Source organism: Pseudomonas sp. No.117, from assembly GCF_054558395.1.
The window spans coordinates 456683-482906 of the sequence record NZ_BAAJNP010000005.1 but is presented as its reverse complement, the minus strand read 5'-3'; the positions used below and the strand labels follow the sequence as shown (position 1 = coordinate 482906).

The following is a 26224-nucleotide window of genomic DNA, read 5'->3' as shown; positions in this document are numbered from 1 at the left end:
TGGGGATGGGGAAGGGCGTTCCAGGCTTCTAGTTGAGCCAAGGCGCTCATGATCATCCTTTTAAAAAGAAATGTCATTTCAAAATAGCGGTTTCGGTACGCAAGACGCTCTGGCCTGGATGGATGCCAGAGCCGAAAAGGTGTGCCTGTGACTTTTTTGGTTACGAATTTCCCGAAAAGACCGGTTTCTCGACCTCGTTTGTGAAATGGCATTCCATTATCGTGCTCAGGTGGCGAGCGATCGAGCGACGTTCTCCCGGCTGGAACGGCTATCCCGGGTTCACTCCAGGCCGGCCGTCGCCGGGGGGCCCTGGCGGCGCTCGGCTGCCGGCCACATCCATTCCAACAAGAACAACAGAGAGCTTTCTATGACCAAGACCGCGAGTAGTGTGCTTGCTTCCTTCCTGGCGCTGTCCCTCAGCTCCTTCAGCGCCCAGGCCGCCTGGCCGGAAGACCGGCCGATCGAGTTCCTGGTCGCCTATGCGCCGGGCGGCAGCACTGATGTCATGGCCCGCGCGATGCAGCCCTACCTGGAGAAACGCCTGGGCGCGAAGATCGTCATCGTGAACAGGCCCGGCGCGGCGGGCGAGATCGCCTACACCATGCTGAGCAAGGCCAAGCCTGACGGCTATACGTTCGCCTTCATCAATACCCCCGGTTTCCTGAGTACCCGCGTGCAGCGCAAGGTCGGCTACGATCCGGCGAAGATCCGCCCCGTGGCGCGCATCGTCGACGACCCCACCGTGCTGGCGGTGCCCAAGGACTCCCCCTACAAGACCCTGGCGGACTTCACCGCGGCGGCCAAGGCGGCGCCCGGCAAGTTCTCGGTCGGCACCTCCGGCGTGGGGACCGATGACCACCTGATGATGGTGGAGCTGCAGCAGCTGACCGACATCAAGCTCACCCACGTGCCCTTCAGTGGCGCGTCCGAGTCGCGCACGGCGCTGATGGGCGGCCACATCAGCGCGGCCGGCCAGAACATCAGCGAGATGAATGCCGACGACGACTTCCGCGTGCTGGCGCAATTCGCCGCCGAGCGCATGCCGCAGCAGCCCAACCTGCCCACTGCCAAGGAGCAGGGCGTGGATCTGGTCATGACCTCGGAGCGGGGTATCGCCGCACCGTCCGGAGTGCCCGAGGCGGTTGAGCAGCGGATGGCGAAGGCGGTGAAGGAGGTGATCGAGGATCCGGCCTTCGTCAAGCAGGCCCAGGACCTCTCACTGCCACTCGCCTACCTGTCCGGTGAGGATTGGGCGGCCCAGATGCCCGCGCAGCTCGAGGGCTACCAGAAGCTGTGGAGCGTCTCGCCATGGGTGCAGTGAAGCGCGAAGCGCGCGGCAGCCGCCCCGACTTTCTCGCCAGCGCCATCTTCATCGGCCTGGGGGCGCTGGTGCTCTGGTCGTCGAAGGACCTGCCGTTCGGCAGTGCGGCCATGATGGGGCCGGGCTATCTGCCGGTACTGGTCGGCTCGCTGGTGATCATCCTCGGCGTCGTCATCGGCCTGCTGGGTTTGTGGCAGCACGCGGAGCCCATCGGCGCCGTGCAGCTCCGGCCCTTGCTGATCCTGCTGGCCTCGGTCGGTGGCTTCGCCCTGGCGGCCGAGTACGCCGGCTTCATCGTCGCGGCAGCCGGGCTGGTGATCTTCGGCAGCATGGCCGACCGCGAGTGGCGGCTGCGTGAAGTGCTGATCTCCAGCGTGGTGCTGACGGTGTTCGGCGTGCTGGTCTTCATCTATGGACTGGATGTCCAAATGCGTGTGGGGCCTTTCTGATGGAGTTCTTCGACGCGCTCTACCTGGGCTTCTCCGAAGCCATGAGTCCGACCAACCTGGCCTTCTGCCTGATCGGCGCCCTGCTGGGGACCCTGATCGGCGTGCTGCCCGGCATCGGGCCCACGGCGACGGTGGCGATCCTGCTGCCGATCACCTATTTCCTGCCACCCTTGGCGGCCCTGATCATGCTGGCGGGCATCTTCTACGGCGCCCAGTACGGTGGCTCGACCACGGCGATCCTGGTCAATCTGCCGGGCGAGGCCTCGGCGGTGGTCACCGCTCTGGACGGCCATGCCATGGCCAAGCGGGGGCGGGCGGGTGCAGCGCTCGCCACCGCCGCCCTGGCGTCCTTCTTCGCCGGTACCGTCGCTACCGTGGCCCTGGCCGTGGCTGGCCCGGTGCTGTCGCGCTTCGCCCTGTCCTTCGGGCCGGCGGAATACGTGGCGCTCACCATCTTCGGCCTGCTGGCGGCGACCATCCTGGCCAGCGGCTCGGTGATCAAGGCGGTCGGCATGGTCTGCCTGGGGCTGCTGCTCGGCATGGTGGGCATGGACGTGAGCAGCGGCACCACGCGCCTGACCTTCGGTTCCACCGACCTCTACGACGGCATCGACTTCGTGGTGATCGCGGTGGGTCTGTTCGGCATCGCCGAGATCGCCGTCAACCTTGAATCCCGCGAAGCCCGCGGCTCCCTCGCCGGCAAGATCACCCGGCTGTGGCCCACCCGCGAGGACTTCCGCAGGGCCTGGCCGGCCACCCTGCGCGGTACTGCCCTGGGCACCTTCCTCGGCGTACTGCCGGGCGGCGGTGCGACCCTGAGCGCCTTCAGTGCCTATTCACTGGAAAAGAAGGTGTCGAAGACGCCGGAGCAGTTCGGTACCGGGATGGTGGAGGGCGTCGCCGCGCCGGAGTCGGCCAACAACGCTGGTGCCCAGTCGTCCTTCATTCCGCTGCTGACCCTGGGTATCCCGTCCAACTCGATCATGGCCATGATGCTCGGCGCCATGATGATCCACGGCATCACCCCCGGGCCTTCGGTGATCACCAACCAGCCGGCGCTGTTCTGGGGCCTGATCGCCAGCATGTGGATCGGCAACCTGATGCTGCTGGTCATCAACCTGCCGCTCATCGGCGTCTGGGTGCGGCTGCTGCAGGTGCCGTATCGGCTGCTGTTCCCGGCCATCCTGCTGTTCTGCTGCGTCGGGGTGTACAGCGTCAACAACCGTGGCTTCGACGTCGCCCTGGTGATCATCTTCGGCTTGCTGGGCTATCTGTTCCGCAAGGCCAAGTGCGAGCCGGGTCCGCTGTTGCTGGGCTTCGTCCTCGGCCCATTGCTGGAAACCAACCTGAGGCGCGCCCTGTTGATTTCCCAGGGTGATCCTGCCGTGCTCGTCCAGCGGCCAATCAGTGCCACCCTGTTCGCCGCCTCGGCCATCCTGCTGGTGATGATGGTGTTGCCGGCCTTTCGTCGGAAGCGGGAAGAAGCCTTCCAGGAGGAAGAGGCCTGAGGTAGGCGTCGCTCCCGAGCAGGCCTCCATCGAGGTCAGCTGGGAAGCGGCGCCCGCCTGCCGCTAGCGACAGGCGACGGCGAAGGCCTGGGCGATGGTGTCGAGCAGGGCATTCTCGGAATCCTGCTTGCGCCGCGCCATGGACAGCTGGCGCATGGGAGCCGCCGTGCCGAGGGAGACCTCCCGCACCGGATAGGTGCCCAGGTGTTCCGGGCGCAGCCGGGGCAGTACCGAGACGCCCAGGCCCAGGCCGACCATGGCGATAATGGCGTCGGCGCTGGGCACGTCCAGCAGCGCCTCGCGCTGCGGCACCAGGCCGTCGACGAAGCGGGCCGCCAGCCGGCCGACCACCAGTTTGCGATCCAGCCGAATCCAGGGATACCGCTGCAGATAATGCTCGGGCGTCTGGTGCTCCAGTTGCGCCGGCACCACCAGCACCAGGGGCTCATGGAGCAGGTCTTGCCAATGCAGGCGGGCCGAGCCGCCGCCCGGTGGCCGGACCAGGATGGCCGCATCCAGGCGATCCGCTTTCAGCGCCGCGATCAGCTCGGGCGTGTTGTTCCTTTCCAGCTGTAGGGTGATGGCCGGCGCACGCCTTTGCAGGTCGGCGACCGCCTTCGGCAGCAGCGTCGTCAGGATCGACCCTGTCACCCCCAGGCGGACGCGACCGGTCAGGGGCAGGGCACGCTGGTTGCGCAGGCCTTCGAGGTCCGCCAGGGTGCGGGCCACCGTATCGATCAGCTTGAGCGCGAAGGGCGTGGGCTGCACCGCGCGCCCCGAGCGATCGAACAGCGCCTGGCCAAAGTAGGCCTCCAGCTGCTTGACCTGCAGGCTGACCGCGCTGGGGGTGAGATTCACCGCTTCCGCGGCCGCGGCGAAGGAGCCGCGCTCCAACACCGCCCGCAGCGTCATGAAGGCCTCGATTTTCATGAGAATTTCTCGTCTTTGGAGCGACAGAGAATAACTTTTCTTCACGGGTACGGCGCCTATGATGGCCAAAACGACAGGGCCAGCGCATGACTCAGACCAGCCGACTGCAAGACTACCCCTTGGCTTCCCATACCCTGCCCAAGGGCAGCAGCGCCTATCGGATACCCCGGCGCCTGCGCGCCATCCTCTCGCTGGATGACTTCGAGGTGGCCGCGCGGCGCCATCTGCCCAAGCCGTTGTTCGCCTATGTCAGCGGCGGTGCCGAGCAGGAGAAGTCGCTGCGCGGCAATCGCGCCGGATTCGACCGCTATGCCTGGGTCCCGCGCGTCTTTACCGATACCTCCACGCGCAGCCTGGAAACCACCCTCCTGGGACAGCGCTACGGCGCGCCCTTCGGCATCGCGCCCATGGGCATCAGCGCCCTGACCGCCTTCGAGGGCGACCTTATCCAGGCCCGGGCGGCCAAGGAGGCCAACATCCCGGCAATCATGAGCGGCTCCTCCCTGCTACCGATGGAAGAGGTGGTCAGGGAAAATCCCGACGCCTGGTTCCAGGCCTATGTACCCGGCGAGGACGCCAAGATCCTGGCCCTCGTCGGTCGCGTGCAGGCTGCGGGCTTCAAGACGCTGGTGGTCACCGCCGATGTGCCGGTGTCGGCCAATCGGGAGAATCTGATTCGCGCGCGCTTTTCCACGCCGCTGAAGCCGGATCTGCACCTGGCCTGGGAAGGCATCACCCACCCGCGCTGGCTGCTGGGTACCGCCTTGCGCACCCTGCTCCGGCGGGGCATGCCGCACTTCGAGAACTCCGGCGTCGGCCGCGGCGCACCCATCGTATCGGCCAATGTGATGCGCGATTTCGGCGCCCGCGATCACCTGAGTTGGCGCCACCTGGAGCTGATCCGCCGCCACTGGCCGGGCACCCTGGTGGTCAAGGGCATCCTCGCGCCGGAAGATGCCGTGCGTGCCCGGGAGTCTGGTGCGGATGGCGTCATCGTCTCCAACCATGGCGGGCGCCAGCTGGATGGCAGCCTCGCGCCCATCGCCAGCCTGCCGCAGGTGGTCAAGGCGGTCGGGCCGGATTATCCGGTGATGATCGACAGCGGCTTTCGCCGTGGCCATGACGTCCTCATGGCGCTCGCGCTGGGGGCGAAATTCGTCTTCATCGGCCGGCCCATGAACTATGCCGGCGCCGTGGGCGGCCAGCCGGGCATCAAGCATGCGATCGGCATCCTGGCCACCGAACTGTCGCGCAACCTGGCGCTGCTGGGGATCCAGCAGCCCAGCGACGTCCGGCGGGACAGCCTGCGGGTCCTGCGCCCCTAGCCGGAAATCCGCTGGCGTCCTTCCTCCAGATCCCAAGAACAATTACGGAGAACACCATGGGCATCGCAGTGATAGCTCTGGCGAGCTACATCCTCATCATTGTCCTCTGGAGCACGGTGCTCAAGCGGGGCATCGCCGAAGCCATGGTGGTGGGTTTCGTCGCCGTGTGCGCCTTCGGGCAGGAGCGGTTCTTCCACGTCGCCAGTGTCGGGTTGCAGGCGGCGTTCGCGGAGCAGGTGGTGTTTTCGGCCTTGGCTTTCACCTTCGTCGGCACGCTGCTGGCCAAGACCGGCATCATCGATCGCCAGGTCGCCATCTTGAATTCCCTGCTGGGGCGCCTGCCCGGGGGCGCGGGCTATGTAGCCACGGTCGGGGCATCCTTGTTCGGCGCCATCGCCCATTCGGGCTCGTCCAATGCGGCGACGGTGGGGACGGTGACCATCCCCTGGATGAAGAGGTCGCAGTGGCCGAGCCACGTCGCCGCGACCCTGGTGGCCGGGAATGCCGGGATGGGTACCGTCATACCACCCAGCGCCTCCTTCTTCATCCTGGTGGGGCTGGGCACCGTGGCGCCCTATGTCTCGGTGGAACGGCTGCTGCTGACCATGTACGGCGTCTCGGCCTGGTGCCTGGCCTGGCGCCTGGTGGTCGTCTACCTGTTCGTTCGCCGCTACCGGATCGGCAGGGGGGAGGCGCACGAGATCGAACCGCTGCGGCAGTCGTTCGCCCGGGGCTGGTGGACCGTGCTGATCTTCATGGGCATCGCCATTCCCATCCTGCTGACCCTGGGTCCCTTCAGTGACTACCTCAAGCGGGTACTGGGAGCTCCGGCCATCAAGTCGGTCTCCATCATGGTCTGGATGCCCGTGATGCTAGGGGTGTTCACGCTGTTGCTGGGCTGGCGCAAGCTGCCGAAGGAGCGGGGCGCCTGGTATGAGCTGATCGCCTCGACCGCGCCCCGCTATCGGGAGATCGGCGCGACCATCGTCTTCGCCTTCGCCGGAGGTGCCGCGCTCGCCGCCCTGGGCCTCGCCGAGCAACTGTCGGAATTGCTCACCGGACTCAACGCCTCGGCGCTCCTGGCCTGCGTCATCGTCGTCGTCCTGGTGATCCTTGTGGCCGGGCCGCTGAACTCGACGGCCACGGTGGCCACCATCGGTGGCATCGGCTTCACCGTGCTGGTGCATGCGGGCGTCGATCCCTATCTCGCCGCAGGCTTGGTGCTCATTGCCTCCTCCACGGAAGGGGCGTCGCCACCCGGGGCCGCGGCCATCTACATCGCGGCCGGCATCGCCCAGGTCCCGCCGAGCAAAACCTTCATGCCGCTCATCGTCCTCTATGTCCTGCCCTTCATCCTGGTGGGTGTCGGGGTAGGAATGGGCTGGCTGCCGGTACCCCATTGAATAGCGGAGGTAAAAGCCATGCCCGATGAATCCGGCTTCTCGATCAAAGGCCTCATGGTGGGTGTTTTCGTGGTGTTGCTCACGAGCATGTTGCTCCTGGCCGGGGTGCTGGTGACCCTGCAGGCGGTCGGGTTCCTGCTGGGCAATGGGCCCTGGATAAGCCTGGTCGCCAACAAGCTTGATCCCGTGTTGTTCACCCTCTCCGGTGTGTTCGGCATCTGGACGCTGCTGGTCGCCTATGTGGCGGGCTGGAAAGCCGCCGACTGACCGGCCCGAATCCCCGGTCGGCTGGACTGCGGTCTTTTCCAACCCTCTTTCCCTGGCGTGGCGACAGAGCCTGTGGCCAGAGGGTGGGGCCCTGATCCGGGTACCGAGAACCGGTTGGCCCATCGCCTGATAACTGCCGGTACCCAGCCACCTGGCTGGACCGCCTCGCTCGGCAGTCAGGGATCCCAGGCCGCGTACGGTTGCCGTGCGCGGGGCTGCTGATCAAGACATCGCGCTCAGGTCCTTGGCCGACGCTGGCGGGTGATGCCAAGGCGAACTCGTTTTTCCCTCAACAAGAAGGTACAAAGATGAAAACAACAAGACTTCGCTCCTGGGTTCTGGCGTGCTCGCTGGGCGCTGCGGCTCTGCCTGTCCCCGCCTTTTGCAAAACGCTGGCGTATGTATCGAATTCCATCGATGGCACCCTCTCGGCCTACGAGATGAGTGAGTCCAGCGGCGCTCTGGCGTTGCTGGGTACGGTCTCGGCGGGCAAGGTCGTCATGCCCATGGCGGTAGCGCCGAGCAAGGGTTGCCTGTATGCGGTGGTGCGTTCGGCGCCGACGCGCGTGCTCACCTATGCTATCGATCGACATTCAGGCGTTCTGGCGCCGCTGGCCGAGGCGCCGCTTCCTGACAGCATGCCCTATGTGTCTACCGATCGATCGGGACGTTTCCTGTTGACCGCCTCCTACTCCGGCAACCAGGTGGCGGTCAGCCCGATCGACGCGGACTGTACCGTAACCCGGCCTGCGCTCCAGGTCGTTCCGACGGGCAGGAATGCCCATGCCATTCAAACCGATCGGAGCAACAGGTTCGCCTTCGTCACCAATCTGGGTGACGATCAGATTTTGCAATTCCGCTTCGATGCGGCGAGCGGGCGGCTCCTGCCCAACGACCCGGCCTTGATCAAGACCAAGGCCGGGGAGGGGCCACGCCATTTCGTCTTCTCACCGGATAACCGCTTTGTCTTCGTCTTGCACGAGTTGTCCGGAACGGTCACCCAATATGCGCTCGACGCCACGAGCGGCTTGTTGACGGCGGTGACCTCGGTCGCCTCGGTACCGGCGGATTCCGGACTCGTCCGCGGCGTCGTCCAGGCGCCTATCACCGCGGATCGACTGGCTGCCCGGGCGCACGAATCGGCGAGAACCACGATTTCCGCCGCCGATATCAAGCTGACGCCTGATGGGCGGTATCTGTACACCACGGAGAGAACCAGCAGCAAGATCGCCCTGTTCCAGGTCGAGGCCTCCACCGGCCAACCGCGGTTCATCGAAAACTATTCCACCGTCAACCAACCACGCGGCATCGCCATCGATCCGCAAGGCCGTTTCCTGGTCGCGACCGGCGAAAAGTCCGAGACGGTAGCCGTCTACCGGATCGACAACGGTACCGGGAAACTGACCGAGGTGGGGCGCTATCCCGGAGGCAAGGGTGCCAACTGGGTGGAAATCGTGACGCTGCCCTGAGCGGCAGCCCAGGCCAGGTCAGGAGCCCGGCCTGGCGACGGGCAGCTACGCCTGGCACGCTGCCCGTCAATCTGGTCGCTCGGGGAGGATTGGCTTGCCATCTGAACCGGGGGAGGGAAGACCGCCATGGGCAATTTGCGGCGCCTGGCCCAGGTACTGGGCCGGCGAGCAGCGCCTCGATCGGTCGCGGCTTTTAGGGAATCCGGTAGGTAGCCTTGGCTGTGCCGCTGAACAGCGCTTCCCGGTCATCCTTGCTCCAGCCCTGGGTCAGGCGCTTGAAGGCGTTCCAGAGCACGCCGTAGGAGAACATGCCCTTGTCCACGGGGAAGTTGCTTTCGAACAGGCAGCGTTCGGCGCCAAAGGCCTCCACGCAGTTCAGTACATAGGGCCGCCATAGGTCTGCTAACTCGGCCGAGGTGGGCGGCGTCGCCCGTTCATCGAAGGCGAAACCGCCGACCTTCATGCCCAGGCCGCCCAGCTTCAGGCGCAGGTTGCTGCAGCGGGACAGTGCCTGGATGGCGTGAGACCAACTCTGGAACACCGCCTGGCGCTGCTGCGCATAGGGACCCGCGCCCAGGGGGCCGCCGAAATGATCGAGCACCATGGGCTGGTCGGGGAATTTCCGGGCGAGGGCGAGCACCTCGTCCAGCTGGGTGTGGTACGCCCAGATATCCAGTGAGAGGTCATGCCGGGCAAGACAGGCCACGCCTTCGTGGAAGCGGTCCGCCAGGAGGATGCCCGCCGGTGGTGGCCGTGGATTGGATACTAGCCGTGGGTCGGCATGCCAGGCGGTGGCATTGCGGATGCCGCGTAGCCGCCCGCCGCTGCGGGCCTGCATCTCTTCCAGGACCGGGACGACCCCCTCGCCCTGGCAGAGATCGGCACCAGCAACGATGGCCGCGCAGAGCCGGCTCTCGCCATAGAGACCGCTGGCGCTCTGCGCCGCCACCCCGGCGGCGAATTCCACTTCGCCCACGGCGTCGAAGGGCGCGGCTCTGTCCGCGCTGTACATCGAGCGGCACTGCACATAGACCGAGGCCTGGATGCGATGCCCGCCGCCGGTATCCGCCAGGTACTCGGGCAGCAGGTAGCGCTGGCCCGGGCGGTCCCAGAGGTGGTGGTGGGCGTCGACGATGGGCAGCTCGGGCTCCAGGATCGGCTCCTGGACCTGGGCCAGCCAGGCCTCGCGGACCGGGGCGTGGGGAGAAGCCGGAGCCTCAGCCATGGCGACGGCTCCGGAGGTTTTCCTTGGCGGCCGGGCGACGACTCAATTCTGCATGCCCCAGCGACGCACCGTGAGCACCTCGATGCTGCGGAACACCAGGCCTTCCACCACCAGGCCGATGATGATGACCATCAGCAGGCCGGCGAAGACGTTGGAGGTCTCCAGGGCGTTGCGGTGCTGGAAGACGTACCAGCCCAGGCCACCCGAGTTGCCAGAGACGCCGAACACCAGCTCGGCGGCGATCAGGGTACGCCAGGCGAAGGCCCAGCCGATCTTCAGGCCGGCGAGGATCGAGGGGACCGCCGCCGGGATCAGCACCTTGGCCACCAGGCGGATGCCGCGCAGGCCGTAGTTGCGCCCGGCCATGCGCTGGGTCTGGCTGACCGACAGGAAGCCCGAGTAGGTGTTGAGCGCCACTGCCCAGAGTACCGAGTGGACGATCACCAGCATCAGGCTCTGCACGCCGAGGCCGAACCAGAGCATGGCCAGTGGCAGGATGGCGATGGCCGGCAGCGGGTTGAACATGGCGGTGAGGGTAGCGAGGATGTCGGTGCCCACGCGGGTCGACACCGCCAGGGTGGTCAGCAGCATCGCCAGGGCGATGGCCAGGCCATAGCTCACCATCAGTACCTTGAGCGAGCTGAGCACCGCCAGCGGCAGGGCGCCATTGACCAGATCGGTCCACAGCGCCACGACGGTGTCGCTGAAGGTCGGGAACATCAGCGGATTGTCCAGATAGCGGGCATAGACCTCCCAGATCAGCGCCAGGGCGATCAGCACCAGGGTACGGCGTACCCCGGCCTGGGCGAACAGCCGCTCGGCCAAACCCAGGCGGCGGGCGATGTCGCCGACCTGGCCGGGGGCGACCGGCGTGTACTCGTAGTCAGGGCGCGGCTGCAGAACGACGGCGGGCTTATTCATGGGCGGTCTCGCTGTGGCCGAACAGCATCTGGCTAATGCGGTGGTGGAAGGCGGTGAAGCCGGCCGCGCCCTGCTGGCGGAAGCCGTACTGGCTGGCATCGAGTTCGGCACGGACCTGGCCGGGATGGGGGCTGAGCACCAGGATGCGCGAGCCGAGCAGGATGGCCTCCTCAATGGAGTGGGTGACGAACATCAGGGTGAAGGGCGACTGTTCCCAAAGCCCGAGCAATTCCTCCTGCATGCGCCGCCGGGTGAGGGCGTCGAGGGCGGCGAAAGGCTCGTCCATCAGCAGGATCGCCGGCTCCATGGCCAGGGCGCGGGCGATGGCCACGCGCTGCTTCATGCCACCGGAGAGCTGGTGCGGATAGGCATCGACGAACTTCTCCAGGCCCACCTTGACCGCGGCGGCCCGAGCGCGGTCGCGCAGTTCGGCGGCGGGGAAGCGCCGGGTTTCCTGGAGCGGGAAGAGGATGTTGCCCAGCACGGTCTTCCAGGGCATCAACTGGTCGAATTCCTGGAACACCATCATGCGATCCGGACCGGGCTCGCGGACGTCCTGGCCATTGAGGCGGATGTGGCCCGCCGCCGGTTCGAGAAAGCCGGCGACGCTCTTGAGCAGGCTGGATTTGCCGCAGCCCGAGGGGCCGAGCAGGATGAAGCGGTCGTGCTCGCGAACCGCGAAGGACACCTGGTGGGTCGCGGTGATCAGCTGCTCGCGGGTCTTGTATTGCAGGGTCACGTTGTCGACCTGCAGCAGGCAGGCAGCAGTATCAGGTACCGCGGTGGGTGCGGAAGTCGGTACGGCATTCATGTCAGTTGCCCTCGCCGGTGGCCACGGGATCGAAGAAGACTTGCTGCCAACGTTGCGGTGCCTCCTTGAGGGCACCGCTGCGGACCATGAAGTTGGCCAGGGCCATGACGCCGATGGGCCGCACCGACCATTCGCCACTGACGCCGCGCAGCATTTCTTCCACCTGGTCGAGGCTCAGGCTGGAGGGCTCGGACTGCAGGAAGAGTTCGGCGGCCTTGCGCGGCTCGGCCTTGATGAAGTCCTGGGCCTGGCCGATGGCGGCGACCACGGCGGCACTGAGGCCCGGGTTGCGCTTGACGAACTTGCCGGTGGTGGTCAGCACCCCGCTGGTCATGCGCAGGTCGAGCTCCTTGGAGAAGTCGAACAGCTTGGTGACCTTGGCGTCCCGGGCCAGCAGGAAGCTGTAAGGGTTGGGGCCGATGTAGCCGGTGATCCCGGCCTTGTTGAGCAGGCTGGCGGTGGCATCGGGATGGGGCAGGGCCACCATCAGGTTGTCCAGCTGGTGTGCCTGCCCCGGGCCGAAGGTGCGCTCCGCGGCCATCTGCAGCAGCAGGGCTTGCTGGCCGGTGGGGGAACTGACGGCAATCTTCTGGTCGGGCTTGAAGTCCTTGAGCGACTTGATCGAGGGGTCATTGACGAACAGGGCATTGTCGCCGGCGACCAGGGCGCAGAGGGCGCGGATATCGAGGGACTTCTGGGTCTTCTGCCAGGCGACCAGGGTACCGGGCAGGCCATAGCCGCCGATGTCGATGTTGCCGCTGATCAAGGCATCGTTGATGGCCGGCGAGCCACTGATGCGCTTGATCTCGAACTGGGTGTCGGGCTGGCCGGCGGCCTTGGCCTGCTCGCGGAAGAAGCCCAGTTTGTCGGCCAGGGTCACGGGCAGATAGGCATAGCCGTACTGGATGGCCAAGGTGACCTGGCTTTGTTCGGTCTGAGCCTGGACAGGTAGGACGGTAGCTAGGGTGAGGCTGGCGGCCAGGCCCAGGACGTGGGCGAGCTGACGCAGGGCGGGACGGGACGAGCGGCCGGACGGCTGCAGCATGGCGTTCTCCTTATTTTTTTGAAATGCCATTTCTTTTATGAGTATTCAGAAGCGCGGCTCCTGTCAAGTCTGCCTTCCAGGTGATGAAACTTTCGCTTGCAATTGGCTGCGGCTGTTTTATTTTTGGAACGTCATTTCGTTAAAAATAATATTGCGGAGCCCTTCTAGCCGGGGGACTTCGCCTTCTCAGGTGCCTGGTCATGAGTTTTTTCGCTGCGCCGCCGACGATCCAAACCGCCGTCTTCACCCGCCTGCCCGATCGCTATCGCCAAGCCAGGCGCACGGCCTGGGCCGATGCCAACCGCCAGGGTCGGGCCATCGATTCCTTCCTCGAAGGGCCGTCCTTCGATCGTCAGGGTAATCTTTACGTCACCGATATCCCCAATGGGCGCATCTTCCGCATCGATCCCCAAGGGGAGTGGGAGCTGGTCTGCGAATACGATGGCTGGCCCAATGGCCTGAAGATCCATCGTGATGGCCGGATCTTCATCACCGACTACAAGCGCGGCATCCTGCTGCTCGATCCGCTACGCGGCGAGGTGGAAACGCTCCTGGGCAGCGCCGGCTCGGAAGGCTTCAAGGGCGTCAATGACCTGGTGTTCTCGCCGGCCGGTGACCTCTACTTCACCGACCAGGGCCAGACCGGCCTGCAGGATGCCAGCGGCCGGGTCTATCGCCTGAGCGCCGACGGCCAGCTCAGCTGTCTGTTGAATACTGTGCCCAGCCCCAATGGCATCGTCTTCGATCCGCGACTCAACCACCTGCTGATCGCGGTGACCCGCGCGCAGCAGATCTGGCGCATTCCGCTGGGCAACGGCTCGCTGATCGGCAAGGTCGGCGTCTTCGCCCAGCTGCATGGCGGGCTCGGCGGCCCGGATGGCCTGGCACTGGACGAGGAGAGCAATCTCTATATTGCCCATACCGGGTTCGGCTCGGTCTGGCAGCTGTCGCCGGTGGCCGAGCCGCTGGCCCGGTTGCGTTCCTGCGCCGGCATCAGCAACACCAACCTGGCCTTCGGCGGTCCCGAGGGGCGCAGCCTGTTCATCACCGAATCCGAGACCGGCAGCATCCTGCGGGTGGAGACCAGCGTACGCGGCCTACCCCTGTTCTCTCATCTGTAAACGGCGCTTCGGCGCCCCTGTCAGCACCACAATAATTACAACAGAGGTTATCCATGAGTCAGACCTATCCGGGCGCACAGCCGCCCTTGACCGATGCGGAAGGCGAACAACTGCTCGGGCGTGTCCTGTGGCGCATCCTGCCGTTCATCTTCGCCTGCTATGTGATCAGCTACCTGGATCGCACCAACGTCGGCTTCGCCGCCATCAGCATGAACAAGGACCTGGGCCTCACGGCGACCATGTTCGGCTGGGCGGCCGGTCTGTTCTTCTTCGGTTATTTCATCTTCGAGATTCCCAGCAACCTGCTCATGCAGCGCTTCGGCGCGCGGATCTGGATCGCCCGGATCATGATCACCTGGGGCCTGATCTCGATGGCCACGGCCTTCGCCACTGGCCCGGTCAGCTTCAGTATCCTGCGCTTCCTGCTGGGGGTGGCCGAGGCCGGCTTCACCCCGGGGGTCTATCTCTATTTCACCTACTGGTTCCCCGGAAAATGGCGCGCCAAGGCGACCGCCGCCTTCCTGCTGGGCATCCCGACCGCCAACATCATCGGCTCGCCGCTGTCGGGCTTCCTGCTGGACATCCACGACTTCATGGGGCTGAAGAACTGGCAATTCCTGCTGGTGGTGGAAGCCCTGCCGGCGGTGCTGCTGGGTATCCTCTGCCTCTTCGTGCTGGTGGACTCGCCGGCCAAGGCACGCTGGCTGTCGACCCGCGAGCGCACCTGGCTGACCGAGCGCCTGGCCCGCGAACAGCGGGAGATAGGCGCGGCCCACGGCTCCACGCTGCGGGATGCCCTGACCAATCCGAAGGTTTTCGTGCTGGCCGCCATCAACTTCTGCGGCATCGTCGGCTCCGTGGGGATCGGCATCTGGATGCCGCAGATCATCAAGAGCCTGGGCATGCAGAACAGCACGGTGGGCCTGGTGGCCACCATTCCCTATGTGCTCGGCGCCATCGCCATGACGCTCTGGGCGCGCCAGGCTAACAAGAGCAGCCATCGCCTACCCTATGTGGCCGGTGCCCTGGGATTGGCGGCCTGCGGTCTGGTGGGCGCCGCGCTGTCGGCCGATCCGCTGCTGCGTATGAGCTGCCTGAGCGTGACGGTGGCCAGCATCCTGTCCTTCCAGGCGACCTTCTGGGCAATTCCCTCCAGCTTCCTGACCGGTCGAGCCGCAGCGGGTGGCCTGGCGCTGATCGTCTCCATCGGCAACCTGGGTGGTTTCGTCGGGCCCTTCGCCATTGGCTTGGTCAAGGATGCGACCCAGAGCTACTCCGGCCCCTTCTATGTGGTGGCCTCGGTGATGGTGCTGGGGGTCATCCTGATGCTCTGGCTGGGCGACCCGAGCCGTCGGGCATCGATCAAGACCGGCGGCGAGGTTCCACTGCGGACTTGAGCCAAACGTCGTTAGCGAAGAAGGCGGCCGGGAGCCGCCTTCTTTTTTGCGTGCCTGCATCCGGTGGCCGGCGTGGATTGGCCAGATCGACCAGGCATAGGACCTGGGACGACCCATTCCAGGTGTCCGTTGCTCTCGTCGGCGCCCCGGGTTCCAGCCGGCGCTGAGCACGCCCGAGTGGATCCGAATAGCCAGCCTCATCAATCCGCGTCCTTGGATAGGGAGCAAGGTGCTAGCCGGCGCTGCGGGCGTGAATCCCAGGCCATGGCGAGTGCCTGGGTGCTCTGGTCGAGTGCTTCCAGGGCCTGAGCACAGGGAGACAGCCGATGAAGCCCAGGAAGCGTTGAGGGATCAGGAAGCGGGCAGAGCGGTGGTGCGCAGGTAGAGTCTGGCGCGGTCTCGGTCGACCCTGCAAAGCAAAACGCCCGCTGCATGGCAGCGGGCGTTTTACCGGTGTGGCGTCTAGTCCGTCAGGGGCTAGCCCGGACGAGGTGCGGCCTAGGGCAGGGCGCAGCCCTTCTTCTTCAGCGCGTCCAGCACCCAGCTACGGTCGTTGGTGCCTTCGGCGATCTGGCGCATCTGCTTCTCTTCCGCCGCGTGCTTGGCGGTGGCGCGGTCATAGACCTCGGCAACCTGGTCGTAGGGCACGCAGAGCAGGCCGTCGTCATCGCCGATGATCAGATCGCCCGGCTCGATGACCATGCCATCGATGGCGATGGGGACATTGATCTCGCCCGGGCCATCCTTGTAGGGGCCGCGGTGGGAAATGCCGGCAGCGAACATCGGGAAGTCGCCCGCGCCGATGTTGGCGGCATCGCGGATGGCGCCGTTGATGACGATGCCGGCCACGCCACGCTTGACCGCGTAGGCCACCATCATTTCGCCGATGAGGGCATTGGTCAGGTCGCCGCCAGCGTCCACCACGACGACGTCGCCCGGCTCGGCGATGTCCAGGGCGTAGTGCAGCATCAGGTTGTCGCCTGGGCGCGCCTTCACGGTCAGCGCCGCGCCGGCCAGTACGCCCTGGCGGTGCATGGGGCGCAGGCGCGAGCCGCCGGCGGTCATGCGGTTCATGGAGTCGCTGACGTTGGCGACCGGAACCTCACGGTAACGCGCGACCCATTCGGCTGCGACCTTGCGTTGGGCATTGAGAACTCTGAATCCGATGGTCATGGGCATTTCTCTTGTGGGCTTTGTTGGATGCCGCTGGAGCGGGTTTCGAATTTCAGAATGGCATTTCTTTTTTAAACATTCAATGCCCGGATGATCGGTAGGAAATTCCTCGTTACGTCTAGTATTGCAACGCTGTTCCATTATGCTAAGGTCAAAGCCTGCCTTTTTGGCTGTCCGCTCGACGGACGACGTCATAACAACAAGGGATTACCCACATGACCCGCACCCTGCTTCTCACTGGCCCCGAACTCGCACCCGACGCCATGGCCCTGGCCGCTGCCCATGGCATCCGCGTCGTGCCGACCCAGCCCTACATGCCCGCAGACGACCTGGTCGCGCTGATCCGCAAGGAACAGCCGGACGCCATCATCGTCCGCCAAGGCAAACTGACCCGCGAGATGATCGAGGCTTCGGCCAAGCTCGAAATCATCGCCAAGCATGGCGTCGGCTACGACACCATCGACCTGCAGGCCGCCGCCGACCGCAACATTCCGGTCACCATCGCCCTGGGCGCCAATGCCCAGTCGGTGGCCGAGCACGCCTTCGCCCTGATGTTCAGCGTGGCCCGGCAGACTCCTTGGCTGAATTCGCGGATGCACGCCGGGCACTGGGACAAGGCCCAGGCCAATGGCACCGAGCTGTTCGGCAAGACCCTCGGCCTGGTGGGCCTGGGTTCCATCGGCAGCGTGCTGATGGACCTAGTGGCGCCGCTGCGGATGCAGGTGCGGGTCTATGACCCCTATCTCCAGAACCTGCCGGTGCGTGACCACGTACAGCGCGAGGAGAGTTTCGACAAACTGTTGGCCGAGTGCGACGTCATCAGCCTGCATTGCCCGCTGACGGAGGCCAATCGCCACCTGTTCGGCGCCGCCCAGTTCGCCCGGATGCGTCCCGGCAGCCTGCTGATCAACACCGCCCGCGGCGAGCTGATCGATACCCAGGCGCTGGTGACGGCGCTGCGCGAAGGCCAGATCGCCGGTGCCGGGCTGGATACCTTCCACCCCGAGCCGCCGCCGGCCGATAGCCCCCTCTGGGGCCTCACCAACCTGGTGGCCACCCCCCATGTGGGCGCCAACACCACCGAGGCCCGCGACCGGGTCGGGCTGGTGGCGGTCCAGCAGGTGCTCGATTGCTGGAACGGCAAGAGCGTAGAATCGCGCGCCGTGGTCAATCGTCACCTCATCGCGGCCTGATCCTCGCGTCAGGGCGGGCGGTCTCCCTCCGGGGCCGCCCGCTACGTCTATCTCCACAACAATAAGACGGAGAGCCTGCATGACCTCTTCTACGCCCGAGATCAGCGAACTGGAACGCAGCACCATGCGCCGTGTCGCCTGGCGCATCCTGCCGTTCCTGATCGTCTGCTACCTCATCGCCATCATCGACCGTGGCAACATCGGCATGGCCTCGCTGCAGATGAACCAGGATCTCGGTCTGACACCGGCGATCTTCGGTTTCGCCAGCAGCCTGTTCTTCTTTTCCTATTTCCTGGTGGAGGTGCCGAGCAACCTGGCGCTGCAACGCTTCGGCGCGCGCATCTGGATCGCCCGGATCATGATCACCTGGGGTCTGATCTCGGCCGGCACCGCCTTCGTCCAGGGGGCCAACTCGCTGTATGTGATGCGCTTCCTGCTCGGCGCCGCGGAAGCCGGCTTCTTCCCCGGCGTGCTGCTGTACCTCACCTACTGGCTACCCTCCAACTACCGGGCGCGCATGGTCGCCATCTTCATGGTGGCGATCCCCGGCGCCAACTTCTTGGGCTCACCACTCTCGGGCCTGCTACTGAGCCTGGACGGCTGGATGGGTATGCGCGGCTGGCACTGGCTGTTCATCCTGGAAGGCATTCCGGCGGTGCTGCTGGGCATCGCCTGCCTGTTCGTGCTCACCGACCGCCCGGAGCAGGCCAGGTGGCTGAGCGACGAGCAGCGCAACTGGCTGACCCTCAAGCTGGCCGAGGAGCGCGGGCGCAAGACCAGCATCGGCCATATTTCCCTGTGGCAGCTGCTCAAGCACAAGGATATCTGGGTCATGGCGCTGATCTATTCGGGCGCCTCGGCGGCCGGTAGCACCATGAGCGTCTGGGCGCCGCAATTGCTCAAGGGCTTCGGCCTGTCCAACCTGGAGGTCGGCCTGACCAACGCCATTCCCTATGGCCTGGCCTCCGTGGCGATGGTCCTCTGGGGCCGTAGCTCGGATCGGACCGGTGAGCGTCGCTGGCATACCTCGCTCACCATGCTGTTGATCGCCGTGGGGCTGTTGGCGGGCATGTTCACCTCGTCCCTGGCCTCCACGGTGATCCTGCTGAGCCTGGTGCTGATCGGGGCCTACTCGATGAAGGGTCCGTTCTGGGCGCTGGCTTCGGGTTGGCTGTCGTCGTCCACCGCCGCCGCCGGCCTGGCCGCCATTGGCGCCCTGGCCAACCTCATCGGCGGCGGGGTGATGGTCAACGTCTATGGCGCCATCCATGGGGCGACCCACAGCCACGCCCTGGCGGTACTGCCGCTAGCCACTCTGTGCGCCATCAGTGGCCTGCTGGTGCTGGTCATGGGCCGTAAGGCCGCGCGGGCCAAGGCAGACGCCCAGGCCGCCGCGACCAACGCCGGTTAATGCCGTTCGCTGCCGGCCCGTCCGGGCCGGCAGCCTTTCAAGGAATTCATCATGACCTTCAATCGTCGGCGCTTCCTGAAAGCGAGCGCCCAGGCAAGTGCTGCCCTGTGCCTGTTCGACGCCCTCGGCGTCCAGGCTGCCACCCCGTTCTCCAGTATCCAGATGGCACCGAAACTCAAGGCTCCGGCCGGCAGCGTCGACTGCCACATGCATCTGTACGATGACCGCTACCCAGCCGCTCCAGGAGCCAAGCTGCTCCCGCCCAATGCCTCGCTGGACGACTATCGTCAGCTGCAGGCGCTGCTGGGGCTGCATCGCATGGTCATCGTCACCCCTTCCACCTACGGTACCGACAATCGCTGCATGCTCGACGGCTTGGCGCGCAGCGGAGGACAAGCCCGAGGCGTGGCGGTCATCGACCGGAGCATCACCGATGCCGAGTTGCAGGAACTGCACAAGGCCGGGGTGCGTGGCATCCGTTTCAACCTCAGCTACGGCGGTGCCGATCTGGCCGACCTCGAACCCCTGGCCGCACGGGTCGCCGAACTGGGCTGGAATGTCCAGGTGGTTGCCCCGGGTAATCAGCTGGTGGAGCTGGAGAGCCGACTGCAGCGGCTACCCGCTCGCCTGGTAATCGATCATATGGGCCATGTGCCTCAGCCAGAGGGGATCAATTCGGCATCCTTCGGCGTCATCGCTCGCCTGCTGGACGCCGAGCGCACCTGGGTGAAGCTGTCAGGCCCCTACATCAAATCGCGCAGCGGTCCACCAGAGTACGCTGACGTCAGCGCAGTGGCCCAAGAGCTGGTACGTCGTCATCCGGAACGGCTGCTGTGGGGCAGCGATTGGCCGCATCCCACGGTGGCGGTCGGCAACAAGCCGGACGACGGCCACATTTTCGACCTGCTGGCCGAATGGGCACCCGATGAAAAGGCGCGCACCGCCATCCTGCGCGACAACCCGGTCAGTCTGTACGGCTTCTGAAGGCCGTATCTCAACGGCTGCCGGCGACCCTCACCCCGGCCCTCTCCCAGGGGGAGAGGGGGTGTTCGGGCAGGTCTTCGGGCGGTGGCTGACTCGTAGGTTGGTGCTGAGCGCAGCGAAGCCCAACGAGGGATGTTGCGGGGCTACCGGCAACCCTCACCCCGGCCCTCTCCCAGGGGGAGAGGGGGCGCTTAGGCAGGGCTTCGGGTGGCGGCTGACCCGTAGCTTGGCGCTGAGCGCAGCGAAGCCCAACGAGGGATGCTGCGGGGCTGCCGGTGACCCTCACCCCAGCCCTCTCCCAAGGGGAGAGGGTACGTTCAGGCAGGGCTTCGGGTGGCGGCTGATCCGTAGGTTGGCGCTGAGCGCAGCGAAGCCCAACAAAACCGCTACCTCTTCAGCTCCAGCCTGACCAAGCCCGCTACCCCAATTCCCCATTGAGCTTGCGCAGCAGACGCAGCAACTCGGCGCGTTCGGCATCGTCCAGCGGGGCGCTGGCGGCGCGGTCGCTGGCGGCGGCGCGGGCCTTGAGTTCGCCTACCTGGGCGCGGCCCTGAGCGGTGAGGTGCAGGGTGTAGGCTCGGCGATCCTGGGTATCCCGCACGCGTTCGGCCAGGCCCTGGCGTTCCAGCTTGTTCAGCAGCAGCACCAGTTGCGGCGGCTCGATGGCCAGGCGGCGCGCCAGGTCGGCCTGCATCAGGCCCGGCTCCTGTTCGAGGATCACCAGGGCGGTGAACTGGGCGGGGCGCAGGTCGTATTCGGCCAGGCTGTCCACCAGGTGCTGGAACATCTTCATCTGGGCGCGGCGCAGGGCATAGCCGACGGCGGTGTCGAGCCAGGGAGTGGCAGCAGGGTCCAGAGGCGCGGCGTCGTTGGGCGAACTCATCGGCGGGAAGGGCTTCCGTCGGATAGGGCGGGAGTAGGGCGGTGAGCGCTCATTCTAGTCCAGATCCCGCTGCGCGCGCTGATGGCGATAGGCGAACTGGGCGCGACTCAGGCCCAGCAACCGCGCCGCCGCGGCGACATTGCCGCGGCTGAGGGCGAGGGCCTCGTCCAGCAGCTCGGCCTCGAAGGCGCCCAGCTGCAGCGGGCACTCGGCGGCCACGCCCAGGCGCTTCAGCCAGCCGGTCGCCTCCGGCGCCGGTTCCAGCAGGTCGGGCGGCAGCGGCTCGCCGCGAAACAGGTGCGGCAGGTCGATGAGCTCGCCCGGGTCGCTGGCGATCACCCCGCGCTCCACCAGATTCTGCAATTCCCGCACGTTGCCGGGAAAGTCGTAGCGCAGCAGCGCCTTGAGGGCGCGCATGGTCAGGCCTACCGGCGGACGTTCGTAGGCCGCGCAGAAGCGGCGCAGGAAGAGGTCCACCAGCAGGGGCACGTCGTCACGGCGATCACGCAGCGGCGGGATGCCGATGGGATAGACGTTGAGGCGATAGAAGAGATCTTCGCGAAAATCACCACGGCGTACCGCCTCGCGCAAGTCCAGGTTGGTGGCGGCGATCACCCGCACGTCCACCTTGAGGGTGCGGCTACCGCCTACCCGTTCGATCTCGCGCTCCTGCAGGGCGCGCAGCAGCTTGCCCTGGCCGGGGAGGCTCAGGCAGGCGATCTCGTCGAGGAACAGGGTGCCGCCCTGGGCGCGCTCGAAACGCCCGGCGCGGGATTGGTTGGCGCCGGTGAAGGCTCCGCGCTCCACGCCGAACAACTCGGCCTCGATGAGATTCTCGGGAATGGCGGCGCAGTTGAGGGCGACGAAGGGGCCGTCGGCACGCTTGCTCAGACGGTGCAGGTGACTGGCGAACAGCTCCTTACCCACCCCGGATTCACCGGTGAGCAGTACCGTGGCCGGGGTAGGGGCGACCCTTTGCAGCGCCTGGAAGGCGCTGTTGAAGGCGGCCGAGGCGCCCACCAGCGGTCGTTGGCCGTCGGCGGCATGGAGCAGGGGCGCGGGCAGGCGTTCCGCAGCGCCGGACGCGGCGGTGCCGTCGCCGGCGGTATTGAGGTAGCGCAGGTCGTCCGCCACATCGGGCCAGCGTTCGGCGTTGCGGCCTTCGACCCGGCAGACGCCATGGCCCATGGCGCGGCATTCCACCTCGCGAAAGATCACCAGCCGGCCGAACAGGCTGCTGACGTAGCCGATGGCGTAGCCGATCTCCATCCAGCAGGCCGGGTCGCTGCCCTGGCCATGGGCGATCTGGTGCTCGTCGCATTCGGCCGAATGGTGCCAGAGGAACTCGCCGCCGTAGCGCCCCTGGTCGACATCGAATTCGAAATGCAGCGGCTCGACCCGCACCAGGCCTTCCAGGCCATGCAGGCGGGTACCGGCGGCGAAGATGGCGGCGGCATCGGCCTGGGGCCAGCGCTTGCGCACCAGTTCGGCATCGCGCACCCCGGAGAGGTAGCCGACTCGGGTCAGCAGGCCTCGCGCGCGTTCCTGGCCCAGGGCGCCGATCAGTTCGCGGCGCAGGGCGCCAAAGGAAGAGGCATGCATCAGCAACATGCGCTGGTCGTTGAGCCAGATGCGGCCGTCGCCGGGAGAGAAGAACAGGCAGTCGGCCAGTTCCGCCTGGGTCGGGCTGGCGCTGCCATCCCAGGCCCGGCTGTCGCCGCTGTGCAAGCCGGGCGCGACCTGCTGCAGGTCGTTGAGGGACAGGCGTTCGGCCATGACGGGACCTCCGGGAGAACTGCGCAAATGCGCAATTGGGAGGATGGTTATACCGCATAACTTTATCTATTGAGCAAGGCTTTCACCGCATCTGCGCGCGGTCATCTCCCGGCCGGCTCGCTAAGTCCATGACCAGGCTGGTCTTTCTCCCGCTCCACACGGTCGGGCACAGGCCTTGCTCCGCTGCAGTCGCCCTTGAGGCCCTACAACAACAAGGAGAAGGCTATGAGCGACCACCCGACCCCCTTCCTGGACGCTGCGCCCTGGCGCGAGCGGCTCTTCGATGGCGACTGGATCACCGCCGCGGGCGGCATCCTGGATATCACCGAACCCGCCACCGGACGGCTGCTGCATCGCACCGGGCTGGCCAATGCCGCCGACGTCGACCGGGCCTGCAACAAGGCGGCCCAGGCGCAGCTGGCCTGGGCCGGCTGGACCGCGCGGCGGCGGGCGGCGCTGTTTCTCGCCGCCGCCGACCAGCTCGAGCGGCACCGCGCCGAGCTGGCCCCCCTGATCGCCCGGGAGACCGGCGGCATCCTGCCCAAGGCCGAACTGGAACTGCGCGAGGCCGGGGTCATCCTGCAGCAGGTCGCCGGCCAGCTGTTACAGCCACATGGTGTGGTCTTGCCCAGCGAGACGGGCGCCCTGTCCTATGCCCGCCGCCTGCCCCATGGCGTGGTGGGGGTGATCTCGCCGTTCAACTTTCCGCTGATCCTCTCCCTGCGCGCCGTGGCACCGGCGCTGGCCTGTGGCAACGCCGTGGTGCTCAAGCCGGATCACCAGACGCCGGTGAGCGGCGGAGTGCTCATCGCCCGCCTGTTCGAGGCGGTCGGCCTGCCCCGCGGCGTGTTGCAGCTGGTGCCGGGGCAGGCCGAGGCGGGCGCGGCACTCTGCGCCCATCCCTGGGTGCGGATGATCGCCTTCACCGGCTCGACCCAGACCGGACGCCAGGTGGCCGAAACCGCGGGTCGTCACCTGAAGAAGGTGGCCCTGGAACTGGGCGGCAAGAACCCGCTGATCGTGCTCGACGACGCCGATCTCGAGCGTGCCGTCGGTTGCGCCGCCTGGGGCAGCTTCCTGCACCAGGGCCAGATCTGCATGGCCACCGGCCTGATCCTGGTGCAGCAGAAGATCGCCGCGGCCTTCATCGAGCGCCTGGCGATCCGCGCCGCGGGCCTGCGGTTGGGCGATCCGCTCAGCCCCACCACCCAGCTCGGCCCGCTGATCAATGCCCGACAGTTGCAGCGCGTAGAGGCCATCGTCGCGGACAGCGTGGCCGCTGGGGCGCGCCTGGAGCAGGGCGGCAGCCACGAGGGCCTGTTCTATGCCCCGACCGTGCTGAGCGGCGTGCGCCCCGGCATGCGCGCCTTCGACGAAGAGATCTTCGGCCCGGTGGCCAGCGTAGTGACCTTCGCCGACGAGGCCGAAGCCATCGCCCTGGCCAATCGCACGCCCTATGGCCTGGCCGCGGGCGTGCTGTCCGGCTCCCTGGCTCGCGCCCGCGCCCTGGGTGAACGGCTGAACTGCGGGATGCTGCACCTCAACGACCAGACGGTGAACGACGAGGTGGTCAATCCCTTCGGCGGCCGCGGCCAGTCCGGCAACGGCGGCAGCGTTGGCGGCCTGTGCAACTGGGACGACTACAGCCAGTGGCAGTGGGTGACCGAGCACAAGGAGCCGCCGCGCTATCCCTTCTAGTCCGCTTCACCCCCTGAATAACAACAAGAGGAAAATCCCATGACCCTGAATGGCAAGACCCTGGTGATCACCGGCGTGGCCTCCGGTATCGGCGCCGAACTGGCGCGCCTGGCCCGCTTCCACGGCGCCACCGTGATCGGTGTCGACCGCAACCAACCCCAGCTCAGCCTGGATGAATTCCACCAGGCCGACCTGGGCGACCCGGACAGCATCGCTACCCTGGTGAGTCGGCTGCCGGACCGCCTGCACGGCCTCTGCAACATCGCCGGGGTACCGGGCACGGCGCCGGCGGAAGCGGTGGCGCGGGTCAACTACCTCGGCCTGCGCCTGCTCAGCCAGCACCTGGTCGGGCGCCTGGGGCAGGGCGGGGCCATCGTCAACGTCGCCTCCATCCTTGGCGCCGAATGGCCACAGCGCCTGGAGCAGCATCGCGAGCTGGCCCGGATCGCCGACTTCGCCGAGGCCCAGGCCTGGCTGGCCGCCCACCCGGTGGCACAGGCGACCTGCTACCAGTACTTCAAGGAGGCGCTCATCGTCTGGAGCTTCGTGCAGTCCCAGACCTGGCTGCGCGAATTCGGCGTGCGGCTGAATTGCGTGTCACCGGGGCCGGTGTTCACCCCCATCCTCGGCGACTTCGTCAGCATGCTCGGCGAGGAGCGGGTCGCCCGCGACAGCCAGCGCATGCTGCGCCCCGCCTTGGCCGACGAGGTGGCCGAGGTGATCGCCTTCCTCTGCAGCGATGCCTCGCGCTGGATCAATGGCGCCAACCTGCCGGTGGATGGCGGCCTGGCCGCCAGTTACGTCTGAGCCGGATCGCCGCGCTCGCCCGGCGCGGCGATCACGTTTTCCCACAACAAGAACAATTCCCAGGATGACGTCATGCGCAAAACCCTTAGTCTCGCTCTGCTGGCCGCGGCCAGCGGCTGTTCCACCCTGACCCAGGCCTACGACCTGCCCGGCCTGAACCTCGGCTCCACCAGTTTCTACGATGGCGCGCCGGCGCCGGACGGACCCGGCTGGTACTGGGAGGAATATCTCCTCTACGGCAAGACCAGTCGTTTCAACGATCAGAATGGGCGCAAGCTGCCGTTGCCCAAACAGGACCTCACCACCTTCGCGCCGGTCAGTCAGCTGATCTATGTCGGCCAGCCGCTGGCCAACGGGGCCATGCCCGGCTTCACCGCCATCCTGCCCTGGCTGGCCCACGCCGAGGTCGACGACGGCCTCGGCGGCCAGGCCCTGAGCGCCCGTGAGGGGGTAGGGGACCTGACCCTGGGCGCCTTCCTGCAATTGCCCACCACCACCAGGCCCGATGGCGGCCCGCGCTGGGCACAGCGTATCGAGGCCGAGATCGTTGCGCCCACCGGTCGCTACGACCGCGACCGGGCGATCAACCCGGGCAGTAACTTTTGGTCCTTCAATCCCTACTACGCCACCACCTATTGGCTGACCTCCCAGTGGTCGGTCACTGGGCGCTTCTGGTACCTGTGGAACGGTAAGAACGACCAGCCGCTGCGCAGCTTCGGCGATGTCTCCGACACCCGGGCCGGCCAGGCGGTGCATGCCAACTTCGCCACCCAATACGCGCTGAACGATCGGCTCAGCGTCGGCCTGAGTGGCTACTGGCTCAAGCAGATCACCGATACCCAGGTGGATGGACATGACGTGAGCGGACGCCGCGAGAAGGTCTGGGCCTGGGGGCCGGGTTTCACCTATGCCTTCTCCAGGCGGAACCTGATCACCGTCAACAGCTACGTCGAGCAGGACGCCGAGAACCGCACCGAGGGGCGCAAGTTCGTCGTCAACTTCCTGCACAAACTCTAGTGGGGTGGTGCAGACGTTCGCACAGGCATTGGCGAGTGCTCTCTTGGTCCTGGCTAGGCGCCACGCCGGGTCGTGGCAGGGCCATGGCGA

Annotated in this window: 24 protein-coding genes; 15 read left to right on the top strand and 9 right to left on the bottom strand. The window is 66.4% G+C overall.

All coding sequences use genetic code 11. From position 1 onward, the window contains the following. The coding region (locus ACYJP6_RS15080; RefSeq protein ID WP_459475819.1) for a hypothetical protein at positions 1 to 212 on the bottom strand (212 nt) is incomplete at its 3' end. Positions 213 to 367: 155 nt separating this feature from the next. Between ACYJP6_RS15080 and ACYJP6_RS15075 the strand changes: the two genes are divergently transcribed. The 3 genes from ACYJP6_RS15075 to ACYJP6_RS15065 are packed head-to-tail and all read left to right on the top strand — an operon-like array spanning position 368 to position 3278. Continuing rightward, a complete protein-coding gene (locus ACYJP6_RS15075) occupies positions 368 to 1321 on the top strand; it encodes a tripartite tricarboxylate transporter substrate binding protein (RefSeq protein ID WP_459475818.1) in 954 nt (317 codons plus the stop codon). Next, positions 1309 to 1770 (top strand): tripartite tricarboxylate transporter TctB family protein, encoded by a 462-nt coding sequence (locus tag ACYJP6_RS15070; RefSeq protein ID WP_459475817.1) that lies wholly within the window; start codon positions 1309 to 1311, stop codon positions 1768 to 1770. Before ACYJP6_RS15075 ends, ACYJP6_RS15070 begins: the two co-directional genes overlap by 13 nt. Beyond that, positions 1770 to 3278, top strand: a complete 1509-nt coding sequence (locus tag ACYJP6_RS15065; RefSeq protein WP_459475815.1) for a tripartite tricarboxylate transporter permease — start codon at positions 1770 to 1772, stop codon at positions 3276 to 3278. The genes ACYJP6_RS15070 and ACYJP6_RS15065 overlap by 1 nt, the downstream gene beginning before the upstream one ends. A 63-nt stretch (positions 3279 to 3341) precedes the next feature. On the opposite strand, the gene ACYJP6_RS15060 is transcribed toward ACYJP6_RS15065, so the two are convergent. Then, positions 3342 to 4208 carry a LysR family transcriptional regulator gene (locus ACYJP6_RS15060; protein WP_459475814.1) on the bottom strand — a complete coding sequence of 289 codons (867 nt, stop codon included), beginning with the start codon at positions 4206 to 4208 and terminating at the stop codon, positions 3342 to 3344. A gap of 86 nt (positions 4209 to 4294) precedes the next feature. Between ACYJP6_RS15060 and ACYJP6_RS15055 the strand changes: the two genes are divergently transcribed. The 4 genes from ACYJP6_RS15055 to ACYJP6_RS15040 all read left to right on the top strand — a co-directional run bounded on the left by ACYJP6_RS15055 (position 4295) and on the right by ACYJP6_RS15040 (position 8672). Beyond that, positions 4295 to 5533: an alpha-hydroxy acid oxidase gene (locus ACYJP6_RS15055; protein ID WP_459475812.1), complete on the top strand. Its 1239-nt coding sequence runs from the start codon at positions 4295 to 4297 to the stop codon at positions 5531 to 5533. A gap of 56 nt (positions 5534 to 5589) precedes the next feature. Next, positions 5590 to 6936, top strand: coding sequence for a TRAP transporter large permease subunit (locus ACYJP6_RS15050; protein WP_459475811.1), 1347 nt, complete (start codon positions 5590 to 5592; stop codon positions 6934 to 6936). Positions 6937 to 6954: 18 nt separating this feature from the next. Then, positions 6955 to 7203: a hypothetical protein gene (locus tag ACYJP6_RS15045; RefSeq protein WP_459475810.1), complete on the top strand. Its 249-nt coding sequence runs from the start codon at positions 6955 to 6957 to the stop codon at positions 7201 to 7203. A 308-nt stretch (positions 7204 to 7511) separates the two neighbouring features. Next, positions 7512 to 8672 (top strand): lactonase family protein, encoded by a 1161-nt coding sequence (locus tag ACYJP6_RS15040; RefSeq protein WP_459475809.1) that lies wholly within the window; start codon positions 7512 to 7514, stop codon positions 8670 to 8672. Between the two features lie 193 nt (positions 8673 to 8865). Here ACYJP6_RS15040 and ACYJP6_RS15035 read toward each other — a convergent pair whose 3' ends face one another. The 4 genes from ACYJP6_RS15035 to ACYJP6_RS15020 are packed head-to-tail and all read right to left on the bottom strand — an operon-like array spanning position 8866 to position 12674. Further along, positions 8866 to 9897, bottom strand: a complete 1032-nt coding sequence (locus ACYJP6_RS15035; RefSeq protein ID WP_459475808.1) for an amidohydrolase family protein — start codon at positions 9895 to 9897, stop codon at positions 8866 to 8868. Between the two features lie 42 nt (positions 9898 to 9939). Continuing rightward, positions 9940 to 10818, bottom strand: coding sequence for an ABC transporter permease (locus ACYJP6_RS15030; protein ID WP_115946129.1), 879 nt, complete (start codon positions 10816 to 10818; stop codon positions 9940 to 9942). Continuing rightward, positions 10811 to 11629, bottom strand: a complete 819-nt coding sequence (locus tag ACYJP6_RS15025; RefSeq protein WP_145005592.1) for an ABC transporter ATP-binding protein — start codon at positions 11627 to 11629, stop codon at positions 10811 to 10813. The genes ACYJP6_RS15030 and ACYJP6_RS15025 overlap by 8 nt, the downstream gene beginning before the upstream one ends. Before the next feature lies 1 nt (position 11630). Next, entirely contained in the window at positions 11631 to 12674 is a 1044-nt protein-coding gene (locus ACYJP6_RS15020) for an ABC transporter substrate-binding protein (protein ID WP_459475807.1), read from the bottom strand. Positions 12675 to 12874: 200 nt separating this feature from the next. Here ACYJP6_RS15020 and ACYJP6_RS15015 point away from each other — a divergent pair, with 200 nt between their 5' ends. Then, positions 12875 to 13795, top strand: a complete 921-nt coding sequence (locus tag ACYJP6_RS15015; protein WP_459475806.1) for an SMP-30/gluconolactonase/LRE family protein — start codon at positions 12875 to 12877, stop codon at positions 13793 to 13795. Between the two features lie 53 nt (positions 13796 to 13848). Then, positions 13849 to 15192, top strand: coding sequence for an MFS transporter (locus ACYJP6_RS15010; protein ID WP_459475805.1), 1344 nt, complete (start codon positions 13849 to 13851; stop codon positions 15190 to 15192). 498 nt (positions 15193 to 15690) lie between these two features. Here ACYJP6_RS15010 and ACYJP6_RS15005 read toward each other — a convergent pair whose 3' ends face one another. Next, positions 15691 to 16365: an RraA family protein gene (locus ACYJP6_RS15005; RefSeq protein ID WP_459475804.1), complete on the bottom strand. Its 675-nt coding sequence runs from the start codon at positions 16363 to 16365 to the stop codon at positions 15691 to 15693. Positions 16366 to 16580: 215 nt separating this feature from the next. Here ACYJP6_RS15005 and ACYJP6_RS15000 point away from each other — a divergent pair, with 215 nt between their 5' ends. The 3 genes from ACYJP6_RS15000 to ACYJP6_RS14990 all read left to right on the top strand — a co-directional run bounded on the left by ACYJP6_RS15000 (position 16581) and on the right by ACYJP6_RS14990 (position 19953). Then, complete coding sequence (locus ACYJP6_RS15000; RefSeq protein WP_459475803.1) at positions 16581 to 17558, top strand: hydroxyacid dehydrogenase; 978 nt, start codon at positions 16581 to 16583, stop codon at positions 17556 to 17558. Between the two features lie 79 nt (positions 17559 to 17637). After that, a complete protein-coding gene (locus ACYJP6_RS14995; RefSeq protein WP_459475802.1) occupies positions 17638 to 18969 on the top strand; it encodes an MFS transporter in 1332 nt (443 codons plus the stop codon). 51 nt (positions 18970 to 19020) lie between these two features. Continuing rightward, positions 19021 to 19953, top strand: coding sequence for an amidohydrolase family protein (locus ACYJP6_RS14990; RefSeq protein ID WP_459475801.1), 933 nt, complete (start codon positions 19021 to 19023; stop codon positions 19951 to 19953). Positions 19954 to 20371: 418 nt separating this feature from the next. Here ACYJP6_RS14990 and ACYJP6_RS14985 read toward each other — a convergent pair whose 3' ends face one another. Further along, on the bottom strand, positions 20372 to 20836 hold the full coding sequence (locus ACYJP6_RS14985) for a MarR family winged helix-turn-helix transcriptional regulator (RefSeq protein WP_459475799.1): 465 nt from the start codon (positions 20834 to 20836) through the stop codon (positions 20372 to 20374). Positions 20837 to 20890: 54 nt separating this feature from the next. Further along, positions 20891 to 22612 (bottom strand): sigma 54-interacting transcriptional regulator, encoded by a 1722-nt coding sequence (locus ACYJP6_RS14980; RefSeq protein WP_459475798.1) that lies wholly within the window; start codon positions 22610 to 22612, stop codon positions 20891 to 20893. 225 nt (positions 22613 to 22837) lie between these two features. Here ACYJP6_RS14980 and ACYJP6_RS14975 point away from each other — a divergent pair, with 225 nt between their 5' ends. From ACYJP6_RS14975 to ACYJP6_RS14965, 3 genes are all read left to right on the top strand, one after another. Continuing rightward, positions 22838 to 24310 carry a benzaldehyde dehydrogenase gene (locus ACYJP6_RS14975; protein WP_459475797.1) on the top strand — a complete coding sequence of 491 codons (1473 nt, stop codon included), beginning with the start codon at positions 22838 to 22840 and terminating at the stop codon, positions 24308 to 24310. A 39-nt stretch (positions 24311 to 24349) separates the two neighbouring features. Next, the gene (locus ACYJP6_RS14970; RefSeq protein ID WP_459475796.1) at positions 24350 to 25117 is read left to right on the top strand and encodes a coniferyl-alcohol dehydrogenase; all 768 of its coding nucleotides are present in this window, start codon (positions 24350 to 24352) and stop codon (positions 25115 to 25117) included. 72 nt (positions 25118 to 25189) lie between these two features. Then, positions 25190 to 26134 carry a SphA family protein gene (locus tag ACYJP6_RS14965; protein WP_459475795.1) on the top strand — a complete coding sequence of 315 codons (945 nt, stop codon included), beginning with the start codon at positions 25190 to 25192 and terminating at the stop codon, positions 26132 to 26134. Positions 26135 to 26224 lie beyond the last annotated feature (90 nt).